The organism is Polaribacter sp. SA4-12, assembly GCF_002163675.1.
Taxonomy (GTDB): Bacteria; Bacteroidota; Bacteroidia; order Flavobacteriales; family Flavobacteriaceae; genus Polaribacter.
This window is the reverse complement of record NZ_CP019334.1, coordinates 2,152,850-2,171,392: the sequence shown is the minus strand read 5'-3', so window position 1 is coordinate 2,171,392 and position 18,543 is coordinate 2,152,850. Positions and strand designations below refer to the sequence as shown.

The following is an 18,543-nucleotide window of genomic DNA, read 5'->3' as shown; positions in this document are numbered from 1 at the left end:
TATTTAATGCAACCAATATTAGAACGAGTAAGAATATTCTTTTTTTATTTTAGCTATTATTTTTTAGATGGTTTAAGAAAGAAGTTCGTCTTATCTAAGTTCATTGTTGGAGTTAAATTTATTATTACTCTAATTAGTAACAGGTTTCATAAATTGAATCCAAATCATTGCAAGAATGGGTGACATAAAACCAAAGAAACCCCAACCTCCTTTACTTCGATTCAATTCTTCTGCCTTACTTCTACAGACGATTACTCCTATGATTTTAAACGCTATGATTAATATTGGTAATATTGATTCCATATTTTTATTTAAATGTTAAGTTTAATTCGTCTTCTGCTTTTTTTACTTAAAAACTTATATAAATCTCTTGACCCATTTATACTATTCATAAGATTGGTCATGTCAATAGCCGTATTTTATATTTAATGCGACCAATATTAGAACGAGTAAGAATATTCTTTTTTTATTTCTTTAAAACAATTAAACGAGTGTTTCAATTAATAATTCTAGTTTACTTTTATTGCAGAAATCATAGCTAATTGTCTTGCTTGATCATCTTCTCTTTCTCTCTTTTCAATTTGTTCAATTTGTTGAAATATAGTAGCATTATGAGATTCTACTTTACCAGAAATTGTAAATAGATCAATTATTGTCCAAATTCCGAGACCACCAAGAGTAAACCAGAATAAAAATTGAATTCCCCACTTTCCAAGGTAAGCATATTGAGCCCCTAGAAAAAAGAAGAATAGATAGGCCGTTCCCACTGATTTAATTTGAGATTGTAATACATGTTTGTTCATCCTTTATCATTTTAAGTTTGTTAGTTCAAATTTACTTCCAACAAAGAAAAAAACCTTACGGGTTACCGTAAGGTTTTACTTTTCATAGCAATTCTCCCTTTTATGATATGTTTCCTCCAAAACTTTTTAAAAAGAAATTATTACTCAAAGGTAATTTGCTTATGTGAAAGTATTTTACGGGAAACCGTAATTAAGAGAAAAAAAGATTAGATAAGTTATAATGTATTGATAGTGTGAGTTTTAGTATTTAAAATGATTACGTCGTTTATTCAATCGTTTTTCAAAAAGAAAATTCTTACGAACCTTTTTATATTAAGTCTTTAAATTAAATATTGATTATTCAATCACGATTTTCTTATTAATTTCACCTTTACTAGTGTTTAGTCTAACGATATAAACACCTGTTGGTATTTGTTTTTTAATGTCTAATTTGTAAGAATTATTTTGTTTTTTAATTTTCCAAAGACTCACTTTTTCACCTAATATATTGTAGAGTTCAACATTTGTAATATCAACTTCTAAATTTTTAGAGATCACTAACGTATGATTTTTATTATCTGCATAAACGTTTGTGTATGCATTATCAATAATATCATCTGTAGATAAAGTGGTGTTGGGTTTAAACGCTAAAACAAATCTATCTGTGTATACACCTTCATTTAGATTTAATACAGCTTTAGTATTTATAATCTCATAAAAGATACCAGTTGTTTTATCTATAATATATACGTTTTCACTTACATTTTTTATTTCATCTACAGTAATTGAAACCTCACCAGAATATCCCATTGTTATTTCTAACGGTACTTCTAAATCACTAGTTATATCTTGTATACCAGAGATTACATATTTAGTGTCATCAGTTGGAAATTTCCAATAAAAGTCAGTGGTACTTATGTCATAGATACCTGCATCATATCCTTTTTCATACTCAAAAGTATTGTTAGGATTAAACGAGATTCCGATTTGACGGTGAATACTTATTGCTTGCTCGTTTAAGTAATCCATACCTAATTTAATGATTGGTACAGTGTTTTCGTGATTTCCGGTATTTTTAGAAGCAGTTTCTTCTCCTTTAAAGAATACAGAAACGCCTGCCGCTTCATCAATAAATTCTCTTTGACTATTGTTAAATACAACAGCACCTCCGGTTGCATCACCTTCTATAAAGAAACCTTGACCGATAGGAATATAGAGCCCTGGAGCATCATACGTATGACCTGTTCCTGTACCACTAGTTCCGTTACTTTGATTTACAGTATAAGCATTTGCCGCAACACCTAAATCAATAGTTCTAGTAGCATACCCACCAATATATCCTGCAAAATTATGTCCTGTAGAAGTACCTACTTGAGAATTTACTTCAGAAGCATGTTGCCAAAAATAAAGTGTTCCTGTTAATGAGCTTTCATTATCTTCTATAAATTTTTTAACATTTATAGCAGAAGAAAAAGGATTTCCTACTAAATAAGATTGTCCTGCACCAATGTTAGAAGCATCAAGATTACCATCATTAGGGATTCCAGTAAATGTATAATTTTGTGCAACACCCGGGCCTTTAAATATAAATCCATCTCCTGCAGCAATAGTTCCTGTTTCATACCTTTGTGCCCAATTAGAACGACCATCAGTAGAAGGTGAATAGGTATAAATCCAATAGCTAGCTAAAGAAATAGGATTTGTATTATGATTACCATCATAACCACCTACAAAAGTAATGTCTTGAATAGTATTTGAAGCAGCTAAAGGGGTTGTACCATCTTTAAAAACAGTTTCTAAGCTATATGTTGTACCGTTAGAAGTAACAGGCGAACTCATGTAATTATATCTATAAAAACTTGGTACTGTAGAGTTTTGATCTACTAAAAGTTTTCCAAGTCCAGATACCTTCGTAGCATCTGTATGAGTTTGTACTAATTGTGAGGTACCTACCAAACGAATTTCATCATTAGCATTGGTTAAGTTTACATCATTAGTAACAACCAATAGATTATTAGTAACAACTAATTTACTATTGTTGTCTATTTCTAGTTTTCTGGCACTTAATCTTGCTGTAGAATGATTGTAATCTCCATTAACAACTACATGTCTAGATCTATCTGGGTAACCATTATTCCAAGTGGTTCCAGAGTTTGTTGTAATGTTTATTCTGTGTAAACCTAATAAAGTGTTAGCATCTGTATTAGAACTTGTTATTTCAGAAATAAGAGGATCATGAGGATGTCTTTGTGCACCGCCAGCACTTAATAATCTATAAGGATCTAATGCATCATCAATAAATAGCACCCATTCACTTGCTGTGTATGTATTATTAGGAACTAATGTTTCATCTATTCTAACATAAGATGTTTTATCAACAAAACCTGAAATCACATCATATCTTTTTGTCCAAGACGTTGCATCGTTTAGTGTAGATAATGTGATTATATCATTAGCACCACCAATATCTGTAAGCATATTAACATTTACAAAGGTTGCATTATCGATAACAGTTGCAGTACCGCTTATATTAGTAATTGCATTTGCAGTATTCTTAAACAAGACAGACTCTCCTGGGTTTAAAGGAGTTGTTACAGTGTAAGTAACATTTGGAGGTATACCTGTTTGATCACCTGTTCTATCTTTATACAATTGTATTTTGATAATATTAGCGGCAATACTATTAACGCCTATGTTGGTTATCTCAATCCATTTTTCAGAACCAAAGTGATACACTTGCGTAATCATTGGTATCCCATTAATAGTAGTATCTCTATAATCTAAATCACCAATTGAAGTTGCATCATCATCAACATCACCAAGACTAGCTTTATTAGGAATATTGATACCATCATTTACATTAAAAGCATCATTGTTAGTTCCGTGTTCAAAATTATCATCTAAACCATCACCATCAGTGTCAACTCCTGAGAGTGCATTTAGGTTTCCGTTTTCTAAAATGTCATCAATTCCATCATTGTCAGAATCAGCATCTAAATAATCAACATTGTCAACACCGTCTGTATTTTCTGGAACGATACCAAAAAGAGCCCCATTTTCATAGTTATCATCTAATCCATTATTATTAACATCTGTCATATTAGCACCCACATCACTAGGAGCAATATATCCTCTAGTAGGTTGTCCTTCAATATTATCAGGAATTCCATCATTATCTGCATCAATATCAAGGAAGTCTAATTTTCCATCAGTGTCAGAATCTCCATTAGGGTAGGTGTCTGGATTTCCATCACCACTAGTATCAGCACCCGTAAGGATTAAAGCGTTAGCTGTATTAGCACCAACAGTATCTGTACCTGTAGCTAATGCATTTGTAGGATCTCCATCAACAAGATCATTAAAACCATCAGTATCCGCATCTAGAAAACCATCCGCTTTACCATCTCTATCAGCATCAGTACCACCAGCTTCTACAACATCAGTGATTCCATCATTATCAGAATCTAAATCTAAATAATTAAGAATTCCATCACCATCAGTATCTCCATTAGGGTATGAGTTTGGTTGTCCATCATTATCAGTATCAGTACCTGTAACAATTAAAGCATCACTAGTATTATCACCTGCAGTATCAGTACCGCTTGTTAATACATTTGTAGGATCACCATCAACAACATCGTTAAAACCATCAGTATCCGCATCAATAAAGTCATCAGCGATACCATCACCATTAGCGTCTGTTCCACCAGCTTCTACCACATCCGGAATTCCATCATTGTCGGCATCTAAGTCTAAATTGTCTAATATACCATCACCATCAGTATCTCCATTTGGATAAGTGTTAGGAGTACCATTATTATCATCATCGGTACCCGTAATAATTAAAGCATTGCTAGTATTAGCGCCTGCAGTATCTGTACCAACAATTAAAGCATTTGTAGGATCACCATCTACATCATCATTAAACCCATCATTATCTACATCATTTCCAGCAAAGTTATCAGCTCTACCATCACCATTAGCATCTGTACCACCAGCTTCTACCACATCCGGAATTCCATCATTGTCGGCATCTAAGTCTAAATGATCTAAGATTCCATCATTATCATTATCTCCATTAGGATATGAATCTGGGTTACCATCACCACCTGCATCAGGGCCAGTAAGGATTAAAGCATTGCTAGTATTAGCACCTGCAGTATCTGTACCAACAGTTAAAGCATTTGTAGGATCTCCATCTACATCATCATTAAACCCATCATTATCTGCATCATTTCCAGCAAAGTTATCAGCTCTACCATCACCATTTGCATCTGTACCACCAGCTTCTACAACATCTGGAATTCCATCGTTGTCAGCATCTAAGTCTAGATTGTCTAATATACCATCCCCATCAGTATCACCATTAGGATACGAATCTGGTTTACCATCACCACCTGCGTCGGGACCAGTAAGAATTAATGCATCACTAGTATTAGCCCCAGCAGTATCTGTACCAGTAGTTAAAGCATTTGTAGGGTCTCCATCAACAACATCGTTAAAACCATCGTTATCTGCATCAACAAAGTTGTCTGTTTTACCATCACCATTTGCATCTGTACCACCAGCTTCTACAACATCTGGAATACCATCGTTGTCTGCATCTAAATCTAAATAACTAGGAATCCCATCACTATCAGTATCACCATTAGGATACGAATCAGGTTTACCATCATCATTTGCATCATCACCAGTAACAATTAATACATCTGCTGTGTTTTCTGAAATACCATCTTGACCAACGTCTCCGTCAACAACATCGTTAAACCCATCATTGTCTGTATCAATAAAGTTATCTGCTCTACCATCACCATTAGCATCAGTACCACCAGCTTCTACAACATCTGGAATACCATCGTTGTCAGCATCTAAGTCTTGTGTATTAGGAATACCATCACCATCAGTATCAGGGTTTGCAATATCGCTTCCTCCATTATTTGAATCGTAACGATCATCTAAACCATCATTATCTGTATCATTTACTAATGTACCATCAGTATTGATATCATCAATAAGTCCATTTCCATCAGTATCTTCACCACCAGCTTCTACAATATCTGGAATCCCATCATTGTCTGAATCTAAGTCTAAGTGATTAGGAATCCCATCTCCATCATTGTCATAAACATCAGGAATACCATCACCGTTTAAGTCTGTATAGTCAGTTCCTGTATTACCATCACCACTTGTATTATCGGTAGTATCTTTGTAATTAGGTATCCCATCACCATCTTCATCAGCATCATGTAAATAGACACCACTTTCATCAGTATCAGGTATACCATCATTGTCATCATCTAAATCTATGTTATCTGGAATACCATCATTGTCTGCATCTGGAGAATCTCTATAATCTACATCACCAGTTCCAAAGTTAAAGTCACTATCTTCATCACCATAAGCTGCTTCTAAAGTAGCCGAATCTGTTACTTTATTTCCTACACCTAAACCATCATTTACAGTTGCGCCAGAGATACCAGAATCATCATTATCATCGAAAGCATCATCTAAACCATCATTATCCGCATCTGTACCTAAAGCTACATTATCTGTATCTCCGTTTTCAGTAATATCAGGAATCCCATCATTATCTGAATCAAGGTCTAAATAATCTGCAGTATCAGTACCATCTGTGTTTTCTGGAACAAAACCAATACCACCAACTTCATACACATCATCTACACCATTGTTGTTAACATCTGTCATATCAGTTCCTACATCACTAGGCTCAATATAAGTACCAGAAGGTTGTGCTTCAATATTATCTGGAATCCCATCGTTATCTGTGTCAATATCTAAATGGTTTAACTTTCCGTCGTTATCTAAATCTCCATTAGGGTAAGAGTCTGGTTTACCATCTCCACCAGCATCAGGTCCTGTAACTATTAAAGCATTACTAGTATTTGCACCTGCTGTATCTGTACCTGTAGTTAAAACATTTGTAGGATCACCATCAACAAGATCATTGAAACCATCAGTATCTGCATCTACAAAACCATCAGCTTTACCATCTCGATCTGCATCTATACCACCAGCTTCAATAACATCAGTTATTCCATCGTTATCTGAATCTAAGTCTAAAAGATCTAATATGCCATCACCATCAGTATCTCCATTAGGATATGAATCTGGTTCACCATCACCACCAGCATCAGGGCCAGTAATGATTAAAGCATTGCTAGTATTAGCACCTGCAGTATCTGTACCAACAGTTAAAGCATTTGTAGGATCTGCATCAACAACATCGTTAAAACCGTCATTGTCCGCATCAATAAAGTCATCAGCGATACCATCACCGTTTACATCAGTACCACCAGCTTCCACAACATCCGGAATCCCATCGTTGTCAGCATCTAAGTCTAAATTGTCTAATATACCATCACCATCAGTATCCCCATTAGGATATGAATCTGGGTTACCATCACCACCTGCGTCGGGACCAGTAAGAATTAAAGCATTGCTAGTATTAGCACCTGCAGTATCTATACCGTTAGCTAAAGCATTTGTAGGATCCCCATCAACAACATCATTGAAACCATCATTATCCGCATCAACAAAGTTATCTGCTTTACCATCACCATTTGTATCTGTTCCACCAGCTTCTACCACATCCGGAATTCCATCATTGTCGGCATCTAAGTCTAAATTGTCTAATATACCATCACCATCAGTATCTCCATTTGGATAAGTGTTAGGAGTACCATTATTATCATCATCGGTACCAGTAAGAATTAAAGCATTGCTAGTATTAGCACCTGCAGTATCAGTTCCATTTGCTAAAGCATTTGTAGGATCTGCATCAACAACATCGTTAAAACCGTCATTGTCCGCATCAATAAAGTCATCAGCGATACCATCACCGTTTATATCAGTACCACCAGCTTCTACCACATCCGGAATTCCATCGTTGTCAGCATCTAAGTCTAAATTGTCTAATATACCATCATTATCAGTATCTCCATTAGGATATGAATCTGGGTTACCATCACCACTTGCATCAGGACCAGTAAGAATTAAAGCATTGCTAGTATTAGCACCTGCAGTATCAGTTCCATTTGCTAAAGCATTTGTAGGATCTGCATCAACAACATCGTTAAAACCGTCATTGTCCGCATCAATAAAGTCATCAGCGATACCATCACCGTTTATATCAGTACCACCAGCTTCCACAACATCCGGAATACCATCGTTGTCAGCATCTAAGTCTAGATTGTCTAATATACCATCACCATCAGTATCTCCATTAGGATATGAATCTGGTTTACCATCACCACCTGCATCAGGGCCAGTAAGGATTAAAGCATCGCTAGTATTAGCACCTGCAGTATCTGTACCTGTAGTTAAAGCATTTGTAGGATCTCCATCAACAACATCGTTAAAACCATCGTTATCTGCATCAACAAAGTTGTCTGCTTTACCATCACCATTTGCATCTGTACCACCAGCTTCTACAACATCTGGAATACCATCGTTGTCTGCATCTAAATCTAAATAACTAGGAATCCCATCACTATCAGTATCACCATTAGGATACGAATCAGGTTTACCATCATCATTTGCATCATCACCAGTAACAATTAATACATCTGCTGTGTTTTCTGAAATACCATCTTGACCAACGTCTCCGTCAACAACATCGTTAAACCCATCATTGTCTGTATCAATAAAGTTATCTGCTCTACCATCACCATTAGCATCAGTACCACCAGCTTCTACAACATCTGGAATACCATCGTTGTCAGCATCTAAGTCTTGTGTATTAGGAATACCATCACCATCAGTATCAGGGTTTGCAATATCGCTTCCTCCATTATTTGAATCGTAACGATCATCTAAACCATCATTATCTGTATCATTTACTAATGTACCATCAGTATTGATATCATCAATAAGTCCATTTCCATCAGTATCTTCACCACCAGCTTCAACAATATCTGGAATACCATCATTGTCTGAATCTAAGTCTAAGTGATTAGGAATCCCATCTCCATCATTGTCATAAACATCAGGAATACCATCACCGTTTAAGTCTGTATAGTCAGTTCCTGTATTACCATCACCACCTGTATTATCGGTAGTATCTTTGTAATTAGGAATTCCATCACCATCTTCATCAGCATCATGTAAATAGACACCACTTTCAGCTGTATCAGGTATACCATCATTGTCATCATCTAAATCTATGTTATCAGGAATCCCATCATTGTCTGCATCTGGAGAATCTCTATAATCTACATCGCCAGTTCCTGGGTTAAAGTCACTATCTTCATCACCATAAGCTGTTTCTAAAGTAGCCGAATCTGTTACTTTATTTCCTACACCTAAACCATCATTTACAGTTGCTCCAGAGATACCAGAATCATCATTATCATCGAAAGCATCATCTAAACCATCATTATCTGCATCTGTACCTAAAGCTACGTTATCTGTATCTCCGTTTTCAGTAATATCTGGAATCCCATCATTATCTGAATCAAGGTCTAAATAATCTGCAGTATCAGTACCATCTGTATTTTCTGGAACAAAACCAATACCACCAACTTCATACACATCATCTAGACCATTGTTGTTAACATCTGTCATATCAGTTCCTACATCACTAGGCTCAATATAAGTACCAGAAGGTTGTGCTTCAATATTATCTGGAATCCCATCGTTATCTGCATCTATATCTAAATAATCGTCTATTGTGTCTGAATCTGAATTGGTAGGATTTGTACCAATACCTGCTGAACTTGGTACACCTAAAGTGTTACCAGAAATTCCTACAGTACCATCAGCTTTACCATCTCTATTGGCATCAATACCACCAGCTTCTATAACATCTGTAATTCCATCGTTATCTGAATCTAAATCTAATGAGTTTGGAATACCATCACCATCTGTATCGTTACATAAATTTACTTTAAATAAATCTATAAAGTTACCAGCTGCTGTAGGTCCTCCACCATTGTTACTAGATACCGATGTAAAAGATATTCTTGTTGTTGTTTGACCAGCAGGAACAATATAAGTTCCGCTATATTTTACCCAAGCTGAATTGTCTGTAGACATTTGTTGTTGAAAAGCTTGAGTTGTTGTATTTCCTATATTTACATTTGCAACATCTAAACCTCTTCTTCCTCTGTGATAAATACTCCAAGTCATAACTTGACCACCCACAGTTGTTATATCTTGATAAAGAGAGGCGCTTTCATCTGTTGCATTTATTTCTGCATGATAATCTCCACTATATGAAGGCGTAGGAGCAGGATCTCCTCCATTATGATTGGTATCCCAAATTTCTATAATTCCGTCTGCTGCAGTTGTAGACCAATTTACAACATCTGCTTGAGGCAATTGAAAAGATTGATTTGGAGATGTACCATAAGTATTTACTGCATTAGTTTCAATTACAGTTTCAAAATCTCCATTTAAAGCAACATCACCAGTACAGCCTTCTTCAATATCTAAAATACCATCATTATCATCATCTAAATCATCTTCATCTGCAATTGTATCGTTATCAGAGTCTCCAGGAGTATCTCTAAAATCTACATTTCCTCCCGAAGCTAAATCACTATCTGCATCACCTAAATTACCTGCATTAGGTGGATTGATACCGTTATTTACACCATTATTGTCATCAAATATATCATATAAACCATCTCCATCTGTATCAATTCCTGTAAGTGAATTGTTTGTTGCATCACCATTTTCTGCAATATCTAGAGTTCCATCATTATCAGTGTCTGTATCTATATAATCTGGATTGTCTGTGTTATCTGTATTTGTTGGCACAAAACCAATGCCACTAACTTCATAAGAATCATCTACACCATTTTTATTTAGATCTATCATGGCAATTCCTATTCCAGAAGGAGCTGTATAATCGTTGGTAGTTTGAGCTTCTACATTATCTGGAATTCCATCATTATCTGCATCTATATCTAAATAATCTGGAATTGTGTCTCCATCTGCAGTTTCTGTTGGAGAAGTACCTGTACTTGCTGTACTTGGTACACCGTTGGTTGTTGGAGCAGTTCCTATAGTTCCATCTGCTTTACCATCTCTATTTGCATCTGTACCTCCAGATTCTATTACATCTGTAATACCATCGTTATCTGAATCTAAATCTAAGTGATTTGGAATACCATCTCCATCTGTGTCTTTTGGCAAACAATATTTTAGTTCAAATAGTTGCATCGTTACATTACCTGTATCTCCATCTTCTTTACCTGCAATAAAAGTTATTTTGTTTATTGGTCCATTAGCAGAAACTATAACACTATTATTTGGAGCATTATCTCCAGTAGTATATAAACTAACTACAGATTGGTCATTAATTGTATATTGTCCACTAGGTAAATTATTATTAGCTACCTCAAGTGGTACATCTGCACCGCTTAAACTAGCAGAGAAATCTATTCTATCATCAAAATCTAATCCACCCCATTTAAATTCTACATTATATACAGGTTCTGAAAATGTTAATGTATAAACTGCTACACTAATTGTACCTGCATTGGCAGGATAAGAAGAACCATTAGGGAAATTTGTTGTTTTAGGTTGAACATTAATATAAGTTCCGTCTACAGTAGCAGTTGTTGCACTTGCTACACCAGATACCCAAACAGCAGAGTTTGTTAGTTCGTAAGAAAAAGAAGCGTTTGCACTTCCAAAACTATAGATATTTGCCACAGAACCTGAACTTGAACCACCATTTGTACCTGTATTTGTGTTTGTAAAAGCTTGACCTAAATCTATATAGGCAGCTGAAGGACAATCGTTTTCATCTGTATCTAAAATACCATCATTATCATCATCTAAATCAACATCATTTAAGATACCATCATTGTCAATATCATTTAGAGCAACAAAGTTATAGGGACTATCTATTTCTTTAATAGTAAAGGACGTGGTACTTAATAGTCCTAAAATTAATATACCTGATAGAAAAATTTTTTTGTAACGAATCATTTCCCCAAATAATTCAGTAATCTGTGCTTTGTTTAACATGAAAAACATTTATTTAATTGCAAAAAAAAAATTGTTGTTTTGCCTCAACTACTTATTTTAGACACAAAAAAAACTAAAGGTCACATTTTGTAGCTAATTCCCCCCTAAATCATTGTTTGTTATGTTTTTTTTATGTATAAGTGAACAAAACAAATAATTTGCAATAATACTAAATAAACAGAAAAGTATTGTCTTTGTATGGGTAACATATGGTTAAAATTAAATTAAAGAAAGTTGTAAATTATAATTAATGTTGCATCCCATGAAACAGATGTTGCGTTTTTTTTTTAATTAATATTATGTAATTGTTAAAAAGTAAGGGTTATAAACTGATAATTAAATTCAAAATAATGATTTAAATTTCTATCTTGAAAAGCATTTAACGCATAAGAAGTCTAGTTAGTGTTACTACTAGAGCTTATTTTTTCGGTACCATTATGTCTTATATTATTGATAAAATGAACACCAGGTTTCAACTGAGTTAAAGTATAAATAGAAGGAGCTTTGAAATTCTCAAATACATAAAAAAATTAATGTTTTTTTTATTTTGATAGAAGGAATATAATCCTTCTATTACAAGCCTATTTATTAAGCAATTGTTGCTATATTTAATAGTATTAAGATAAAGTTCATGTTTCTTTAGTTTGTAAACCTATTAATTATCAAATGAAATATTCATTTTTTTTTAAATTAAAGACTCTTGTTCTATCTATTTTTAGCTCAAAACAGAATTATTTAAAGCCAAAAAGGGACTCTTTTGTTAAATTAACCCATTCATTAAACTTAGTCTTATTGAATTAATTATCTTTGATTCTTGAAAGAAATTAAAATAGGTATATACCTATTTAATTAGTCCTTTTTATAATCGATTTTTACACATGAAAAACATATTCTTTTTTTTATTTCTAACATTTAGTTTAGGAATTTTCTCTCAAATAGAAGATCCTTTACAGTGGTCAACATCCGTTGAGAAAGTATCTGATACAGAATTTATATTAATATCTACAGCAACCATAGAAGAAGGTTGGCATTTGTACGCGCAAGAAGTTCCAGAAGATGGACCTATACCTACAACTTTCACTTTTGATGCTTCAAAAGGAGGTTTTTCTCTAGAAGGAAAAACAATAGAAGAAGAAGGGCATACAGTTGATGATCCTGTTTTTGAAATGAAAATTAAGTTTTTTGAAAACTCCGCTATTTTTAAACAAAGAGTCAAAACAACTTCAGATATTAATTCCATAAAAGGAGTTGTAGAGTTTATGGTTTGTGACGATTCTAAGTGTTTAGCGCCTACGGAAATAGATCTGGTCTTTAAATTAAAACGAGGAATTAAAACAAGTGCGATTTCAAGTACATCTGAAGATGTTAAAAATGAAGGAGATTCAGGTTTGTTAACATTATTCTTTTTAAGTTTTTTAGGAGGATTGGCAGCATTGTTAACTCCTTGTGTATTTCCTATGATTCCTATGACTGTTAGTTTTTTTACGAAACAAAGTAAAACAAAGGCAGCAGGAATTAGAAATGCGATTGTTTATGGATTGTCAATTATAATAATATATGTTGTAATAGGTTTAGCCGTCAGTGCCATTTTTGGACCAGATGCTTTAAATGCTTTGTCTACAAATGTTTGGTTTAATATTATTTTCTTTTTAATCTTAATATTTTTTGCTGCTTCGTTTTTGGGTGCATTTGAGTTGGTTTTACCAAGTTCTTGGGGAACAAAAATAGATTCTAAAGCAGATAGAGGAGGTTTTATTGGAATCTTTTTTATGGCATTAGCTTTAGCGATTGTTTCTTTTTCTTGTACAGGTCCATTAGTAGGTTCTGCTTTAGTTGCAGCAGCAACAACAGGAGAAAGAATTGCGCCAATTGTAAGTATGTTAGGTTTTTCTACTGCAATAGCATTACCATTCGCTTTGTTTGCTGCGTTTCCAGGTTGGTTAAATTCATTGCCAAAATCTGGCGGATGGTTAAATACAGTAAAAGTAGTTTTAGGGTTTTTAGAATTAGCTTTAGCTTTTAAATTCTTATCAAATGCAGATTTAGTTTTACAAGCTCATTTATTAGAAAGAGAAGTGTTTATTGCGATTTGGATTGCTATTTTTGGAACATTAACGTTATACCTTTTTGGTAAAATACAATTACCTCACGATTCACCTTTACAACACATTTCTGTTGGTAGATTAAGTTTAGGTTTGGTGTCTTTAACGTTTACGTTATATATGATACCAGGTTTATGGGGAGCGCCTTTAAATATTATAAGTGCATTTCCACCACCACAACATTATAGCGAATCTCCATATGGAGTAGGATTTACAAAATTAGGGTCAGGTGGAACTGAGAATTACTCAGATCTTCCTGAAGGTGCACATATAATGGCACCATATGATATTGTTGCTTTTCATGATTACGAAACAGGTTTGGCATATGCAAAAAAGGTTGGTAAGCCAGTAATGTTAGATTTTACAGGACATGCTTGTGTAAATTGTAGAAAAATGGAACAAAATGTTTGGGTAAAACCAAAGGTTTTAAAATTGCTAAAAAATGATGTGGTTTTAATTTCATTATATGTTGATGATAAGCGTAAACTAAAAGAAAAAGATATTGTAGACTCTAAATTAAAACCAGGAAAAAAGTTAAAATATATTGGTCAAAAATGGAGTGAAATGCAAACCATTAATTACAAGACCAATACACAACCATTTTATGTTTTAATAGATCATAATGAAGATAACTTAATTAGTCCGGTTGCATATACTCCAGATGTAGACACCTATTACAATTGGCTAGAAAAAGGAATCTCAAACTTTAAATAACTATTTTAGAATTGAAAGTAAAGCTTTTATAAATTATGATTTCATCAAAAGAAAATAGCGTAAAGTCAGATTTAGAACACTATTTTAATCAATTTAGAGAAAATATAGTTGGTATAAATCAAACATTTCAATCTCCTTATGGAGAACAAAAATTGATTTATACAGATTGGACAGCAAGTGGAAGGTTGTATGCGCCAATTGAAGATAAGATGTTACATCAATTTGGACCTTTTGTTGCAAATACACATACAGAAACATCAACTTCTGGAGCTGCTATGACATTGGCATACCATGAAGCTAGAAATATTATTAAACGTCATGTAAATGCAAATTCTAATGACGTTTTAATTACTACAGGAACAGGAATGACAGGAGTTGTCAATAAATTCCAAAGAATTTTAGGTATAAAGGTTTCAGAAAATTTAAAAGATCACACTACGATTCCAGATGATTTAAAACCGATTGTTTTTATCAGTCATATGGAGCATCATTCGAATCAAACTTCTTGGTTAGAAACCATTGCAGATGTAGAAGTTGTTCCTTGTAATCATGAAGGTTTGTTGTGTTTAGAAGAGTTTGAGATCTCTATTCAGAAACATCAACATAGAAAAATAAAAATAGTTTCTATTACCTCTTGTTCTAATGTTACAGGTATAGAAACGCCTTATCATGAAGTTGCAAAATTAATCCATAGTTATAATGGATTGTGTTTTGTAGATTTTGCATGTTGTGCACCTTATGTAAATATTAATATGCATCCAGAAAATGAAGAGGAGTATTTAGATGCTATTTTCTTTTCTCCACATAAATTTTTAGGAGGTCCAGGAAGCTCTGGTGTTTTGGTTTTTAATAAGAAATTATATAAAAATACAATTCCGGATAATCCAGGAGGAGGTACCGTAAGTTATACAAACCCTTGGGGAGAACATGATTATTTAGATGATGTAGAAGCAAGAGAAGATGGAGGAACACCAGGTTTTTTACAAACGATTAGAATAGCACTTTCTATTCAGTTAAAAGATAAAATGGGTGTTCAGAATATTAGAAAAAGAGAAGAAGAAATTAATGAAGTTGTTTTTAATACTTTAGAAAGTTTACCTGGAGTTAAAATTTTAGCGCCAAACCATAAAGAACGATTAAGTATTTTTTCTTTTTATTTTGAAAAACATCACTTTAATATTGTTGTAAAATTATTGAATGATAGATTCGGAATTCAAACAAGAGGAGGTTGTTCTTGTGCAGGAACGTATGGACATTTTTTATTAAATGTAGATCACGCCACTTCTAATAGAATTAAAGATGAAATTTTACACGGCTGTAATACACAAAAACCAGGTTGGGTACGTTTATCTGTGCATCCTACAATAGCAACAGAAGAACTGAACTTTATTTGCCAATCATTAAAAGATTTGACGGAAAATATTGAGGAATGGTCTAAAGACTATCAATATGAAGCAATTAAAAATGATTTTAGCCATAAAACAGTAGCTCCAATAGAAAAACAATTGGTAAAAGAATGGTTTAAAATTTAGAATTATCATTCTAAGAGCCTTTTTGCTTGAAGGATTCTGTAAAATAAGTGATATATTTTATCGGATTTTTAATAATACGTCAATTCTTTTATAAAAAAGGATATATAATTTGTTTGTCTCAATTTAATCTTTAGATTTGTCTCTTACAACAAAAGAATACAAATGTTAAATAATCATTTTACTCGTTTCTATTTTTACTTTTATTTTTACAATAAGAGGAGAGACTTTGTATCGTGTTTTTAGCAAACATTTATAAAATATAAAGTCTCGAATTTAATTCGAGGCTTTTTTTTTTGATATTATTTAAAAGTAATGAATAAAACAATAGCCATACAAGGAGCAGAAGGCTCAAACCACCATAAAGTTGCACGCGACTTTTACGGAACATCTATACAATTAAAAGAATGTATGTCTTTTGATGTCTTGGTAGATAGTTTATTAGACGGTTCTGCAGATCTTGGTGTTATGGCTTTAGAGAACACAATTGCAGGTTCTATTATTCCGAATTATGCATTAATTGATAAACATAATTTACATATTATAGATGAAGAGTATTTAAATATTCATCATCATTTAATGGCTTTAAAAGGTCAGGATATTGAAGATATAAAAGAAGTTTGGTCTCATCCAATGGCATTGTTACAATGTAAAGAATTCTTTAAAAAGCATCCTCATATTAAATTAGTGGAAGATGTAGATACTGCTGAGGTTGCAAAAAGAATTTCGAAAGAAAATTTAGTTGGTATTGCAGCAATTGCACCAAAAATTGCAGCTGATATTTTCGGTTTAGAAGTTCTTGAAGATGAAATTCAGACAATTAAAGACAATTCAACAAGATTTGTAATTGTACAAACTGAGGAGCCAAGTAATGGTGTTGATCAAATTAACAAAGCTTCTTTAAAATTTCAATTAAATCATAAAAGAGGCAGTTTAGCAGCCATCTTAAATGTGTTGAGCGATTGTCAAATGAATTTAACAAAAATTCAATCATTACCAGTTATAGAGACACCTTGGAAATATTCCTTTTTTGTAGATATAACTTTTGATGAATATAAAGATTACAAAAAAGCGGAAGCAATTATAGAAATAATGGCAGAAGAATTCAAGATTTTAGGAACTTATAAAAACGGTAGAAAATAGCGCAGCTATCCTGAATTTATTTCAGGATCTCATTTAAAACAATATGATTAAACCAGCCAAAAGATTAGATACAGTTCAAGAATACTATTTCTCTAAAAAATTAAGAGAAGTTAGCCGTTTAGCAGCTGCAGGAAAACCAATTATCAATATGGGAATTGGATCTCCAGATTTACAACCACCAACGCAAGTTTTAGCGGCAATTCAAGGAAGTTTGAGTGATGCAAGTGCGCATAAATATCAATCTTATCAGGGCTTACCGGAATTAAGGAATGCAATATCTAAGTTTTATAAAAATAAGTTTTCTGTAGATTCTAATCCAGAAAATGAGATTTTACCTTTAATGGGAAGTAAGGAAGGAATCATGCATATTTCTATGGCTTTTTTAAATGAAGGCGATAAAGTATTAATTCCGAATCCTGGGTATCCAACATATACATCAGTAACAAAATTAGTAGGAGCAGAACCACTTTTTTATAATTTAAGTGATGCTACAAATTGGCAACCAAATTTTGAAGAATTAGAAGCACAAGATTTATCAGAAGTAAAAATTATGTGGGTAAATTATCCTCATATGCCAACAGGTACAGATGCAACATTAGAAACATTTGAAAAATTGGTTGCATTTGGTAAGAAGCACAATATTTTAATTATAAATGACAATCCGTATAGTTTTATTTTAAACGAGTTTCCTATCAGTATTTTACAAGTAGAAGGCGCAAAAGACATTGCTTTAGAATTAAATTCTTTAAGTAAAACTTTTAATATGGCTGGTTGGCGAGTAGGTATGGTTTTAGGGAAAGCCACTTATATCAACGAAATATTAAAAGTAAAGTCTAATATGGATTCTGGTATGTTTTACGGAATTCAAAAAGGAGCAATAGAAGCATTACAATTATCTGATGATTGGTTTTTAGCTCAAAATAAAATTTACGAAGAACGTAGAAATCTAATTTGGCAATTAGCAGATAAGTTAGACGCAACATATAGTAAAAATGCAACAGGTTTATTTGTTTGGGCAAAAATACCTGAAGGAAAAAAATCTGAAGAAGTTACAGATTCAGTATTGTATGACAATGATATTTTTATCACACCAGGAACCATTTTTGGATCTCAAGGAGAAGGATACATTCGTTTTTCATTATGTGTAACAACAGAAATAATTAAAGAAGCAATTAGTAGGTTGTCATAGAGTTTGCAGTAGCAGTTTTCAGTTAGCTTGTTTGCAGAAAAATAAAAAAAAGATTGTCGTTGAGAAAAATAATGATGAGACAATCT

Annotated in this window: 7 protein-coding genes; 4 read left to right on the top strand and 3 right to left on the bottom strand. The window is 33.2% G+C overall.

Annotated elements, in window-relative coordinates:
- Nucleotides 1–129: 129 nt before the first annotated feature.
- The 3 genes from BTO07_RS17315 to BTO07_RS09410 form a co-directional block, all read right to left on the bottom strand.
- Nucleotides 130–303 carry a hypothetical protein gene (locus tag BTO07_RS17315; protein WP_157663316.1) on the bottom strand — a complete coding sequence of 58 codons (174 nt, stop codon included), beginning with the start codon at nucleotides 301–303 and terminating at the stop codon, nucleotides 130–132.
- 206 nt (nucleotides 304–509) lie between these two features.
- Nucleotides 510–803, bottom strand: a complete 294-nt coding sequence (locus BTO07_RS09415) for a TM2 domain-containing protein (protein ID WP_087520985.1) — start codon at nucleotides 801–803, stop codon at nucleotides 510–512.
- 336 nt (nucleotides 804–1,139) lie between these two features.
- The gene (locus BTO07_RS09410; RefSeq protein WP_087520984.1) at nucleotides 1,140–11,780 is read right to left on the bottom strand and encodes a T9SS type A sorting domain-containing protein; all 10,641 of its coding nucleotides are present in this window, start codon (nucleotides 11,778–11,780) and stop codon (nucleotides 1,140–1,142) included.
- Between the two features lie 878 nt (nucleotides 11,781–12,658).
- Here BTO07_RS09410 and BTO07_RS09405 point away from each other — a divergent pair.
- The 4 genes from BTO07_RS09405 (at nucleotide 12,659) to BTO07_RS09390 (ending at nucleotide 18,457) form a co-directional block, all read left to right on the top strand.
- The gene (locus BTO07_RS09405; RefSeq protein ID WP_087520983.1) at nucleotides 12,659–14,596 is read left to right on the top strand and encodes a protein-disulfide reductase DsbD family protein; all 1,938 of its coding nucleotides are present in this window, start codon (nucleotides 12,659–12,661) and stop codon (nucleotides 14,594–14,596) included.
- A gap of 35 nt (nucleotides 14,597–14,631) precedes the next feature.
- Nucleotides 14,632–16,128, top strand: coding sequence for an aminotransferase class V-fold PLP-dependent enzyme (locus BTO07_RS09400; RefSeq protein WP_087520982.1), 1,497 nt, complete (start codon nucleotides 14,632–14,634; stop codon nucleotides 16,126–16,128).
- Between the two features lie 312 nt (nucleotides 16,129–16,440).
- Nucleotides 16,441–17,268 carry a prephenate dehydratase gene (locus tag BTO07_RS09395; protein WP_087520981.1) on the top strand — a complete coding sequence of 276 codons (828 nt, stop codon included), beginning with the start codon at nucleotides 16,441–16,443 and terminating at the stop codon, nucleotides 17,266–17,268.
- 43 nt (nucleotides 17,269–17,311) lie between these two features.
- Nucleotides 17,312–18,457, top strand: coding sequence for a pyridoxal phosphate-dependent aminotransferase (locus tag BTO07_RS09390; RefSeq protein WP_087520980.1), 1,146 nt, complete (start codon nucleotides 17,312–17,314; stop codon nucleotides 18,455–18,457).
- The last annotated feature ends 86 nt before the right edge of the window (nucleotides 18,458–18,543 follow it).

Bases quoted from the DNA above. Each gene is read 5' to 3' on its own strand.
- BTO07_RS09405 (WP_087520983.1), top strand. From the start codon at position 12,659: ATGAAAAACATATTCTTTTTTTTATTTCTAACATTTAGTTTAGGAATT.
- BTO07_RS09390 (WP_087520980.1), top strand. From the start codon at position 17,312: ATGATTAAACCAGCCAAAAGATTAGATACAGTTCAAGAATACTATTTC.
- BTO07_RS09395 (WP_087520981.1), top strand. From the start codon at position 16,441: ATGAATAAAACAATAGCCATACAAGGAGCAGAAGGCTCAAACCACCAT.
- BTO07_RS17315 (WP_157663316.1), bottom strand. From the start codon at position 303: ATGGAATCAATATTACCAATATTAATCATAGCGTTTAAAATCATAGGA.
- BTO07_RS09400 (WP_087520982.1), top strand. From the start codon at position 14,632: ATGATTTCATCAAAAGAAAATAGCGTAAAGTCAGATTTAGAACACTAT.
- BTO07_RS09415 (WP_087520985.1), bottom strand. From the start codon at position 803: ATGAACAAACATGTATTACAATCTCAAATTAAATCAGTGGGAACGGCC.
- BTO07_RS09410 (WP_087520984.1), bottom strand. From the start codon at position 11,780: ATGTTAAACAAAGCACAGATTACTGAATTATTTGGGGAAATGATTCGT.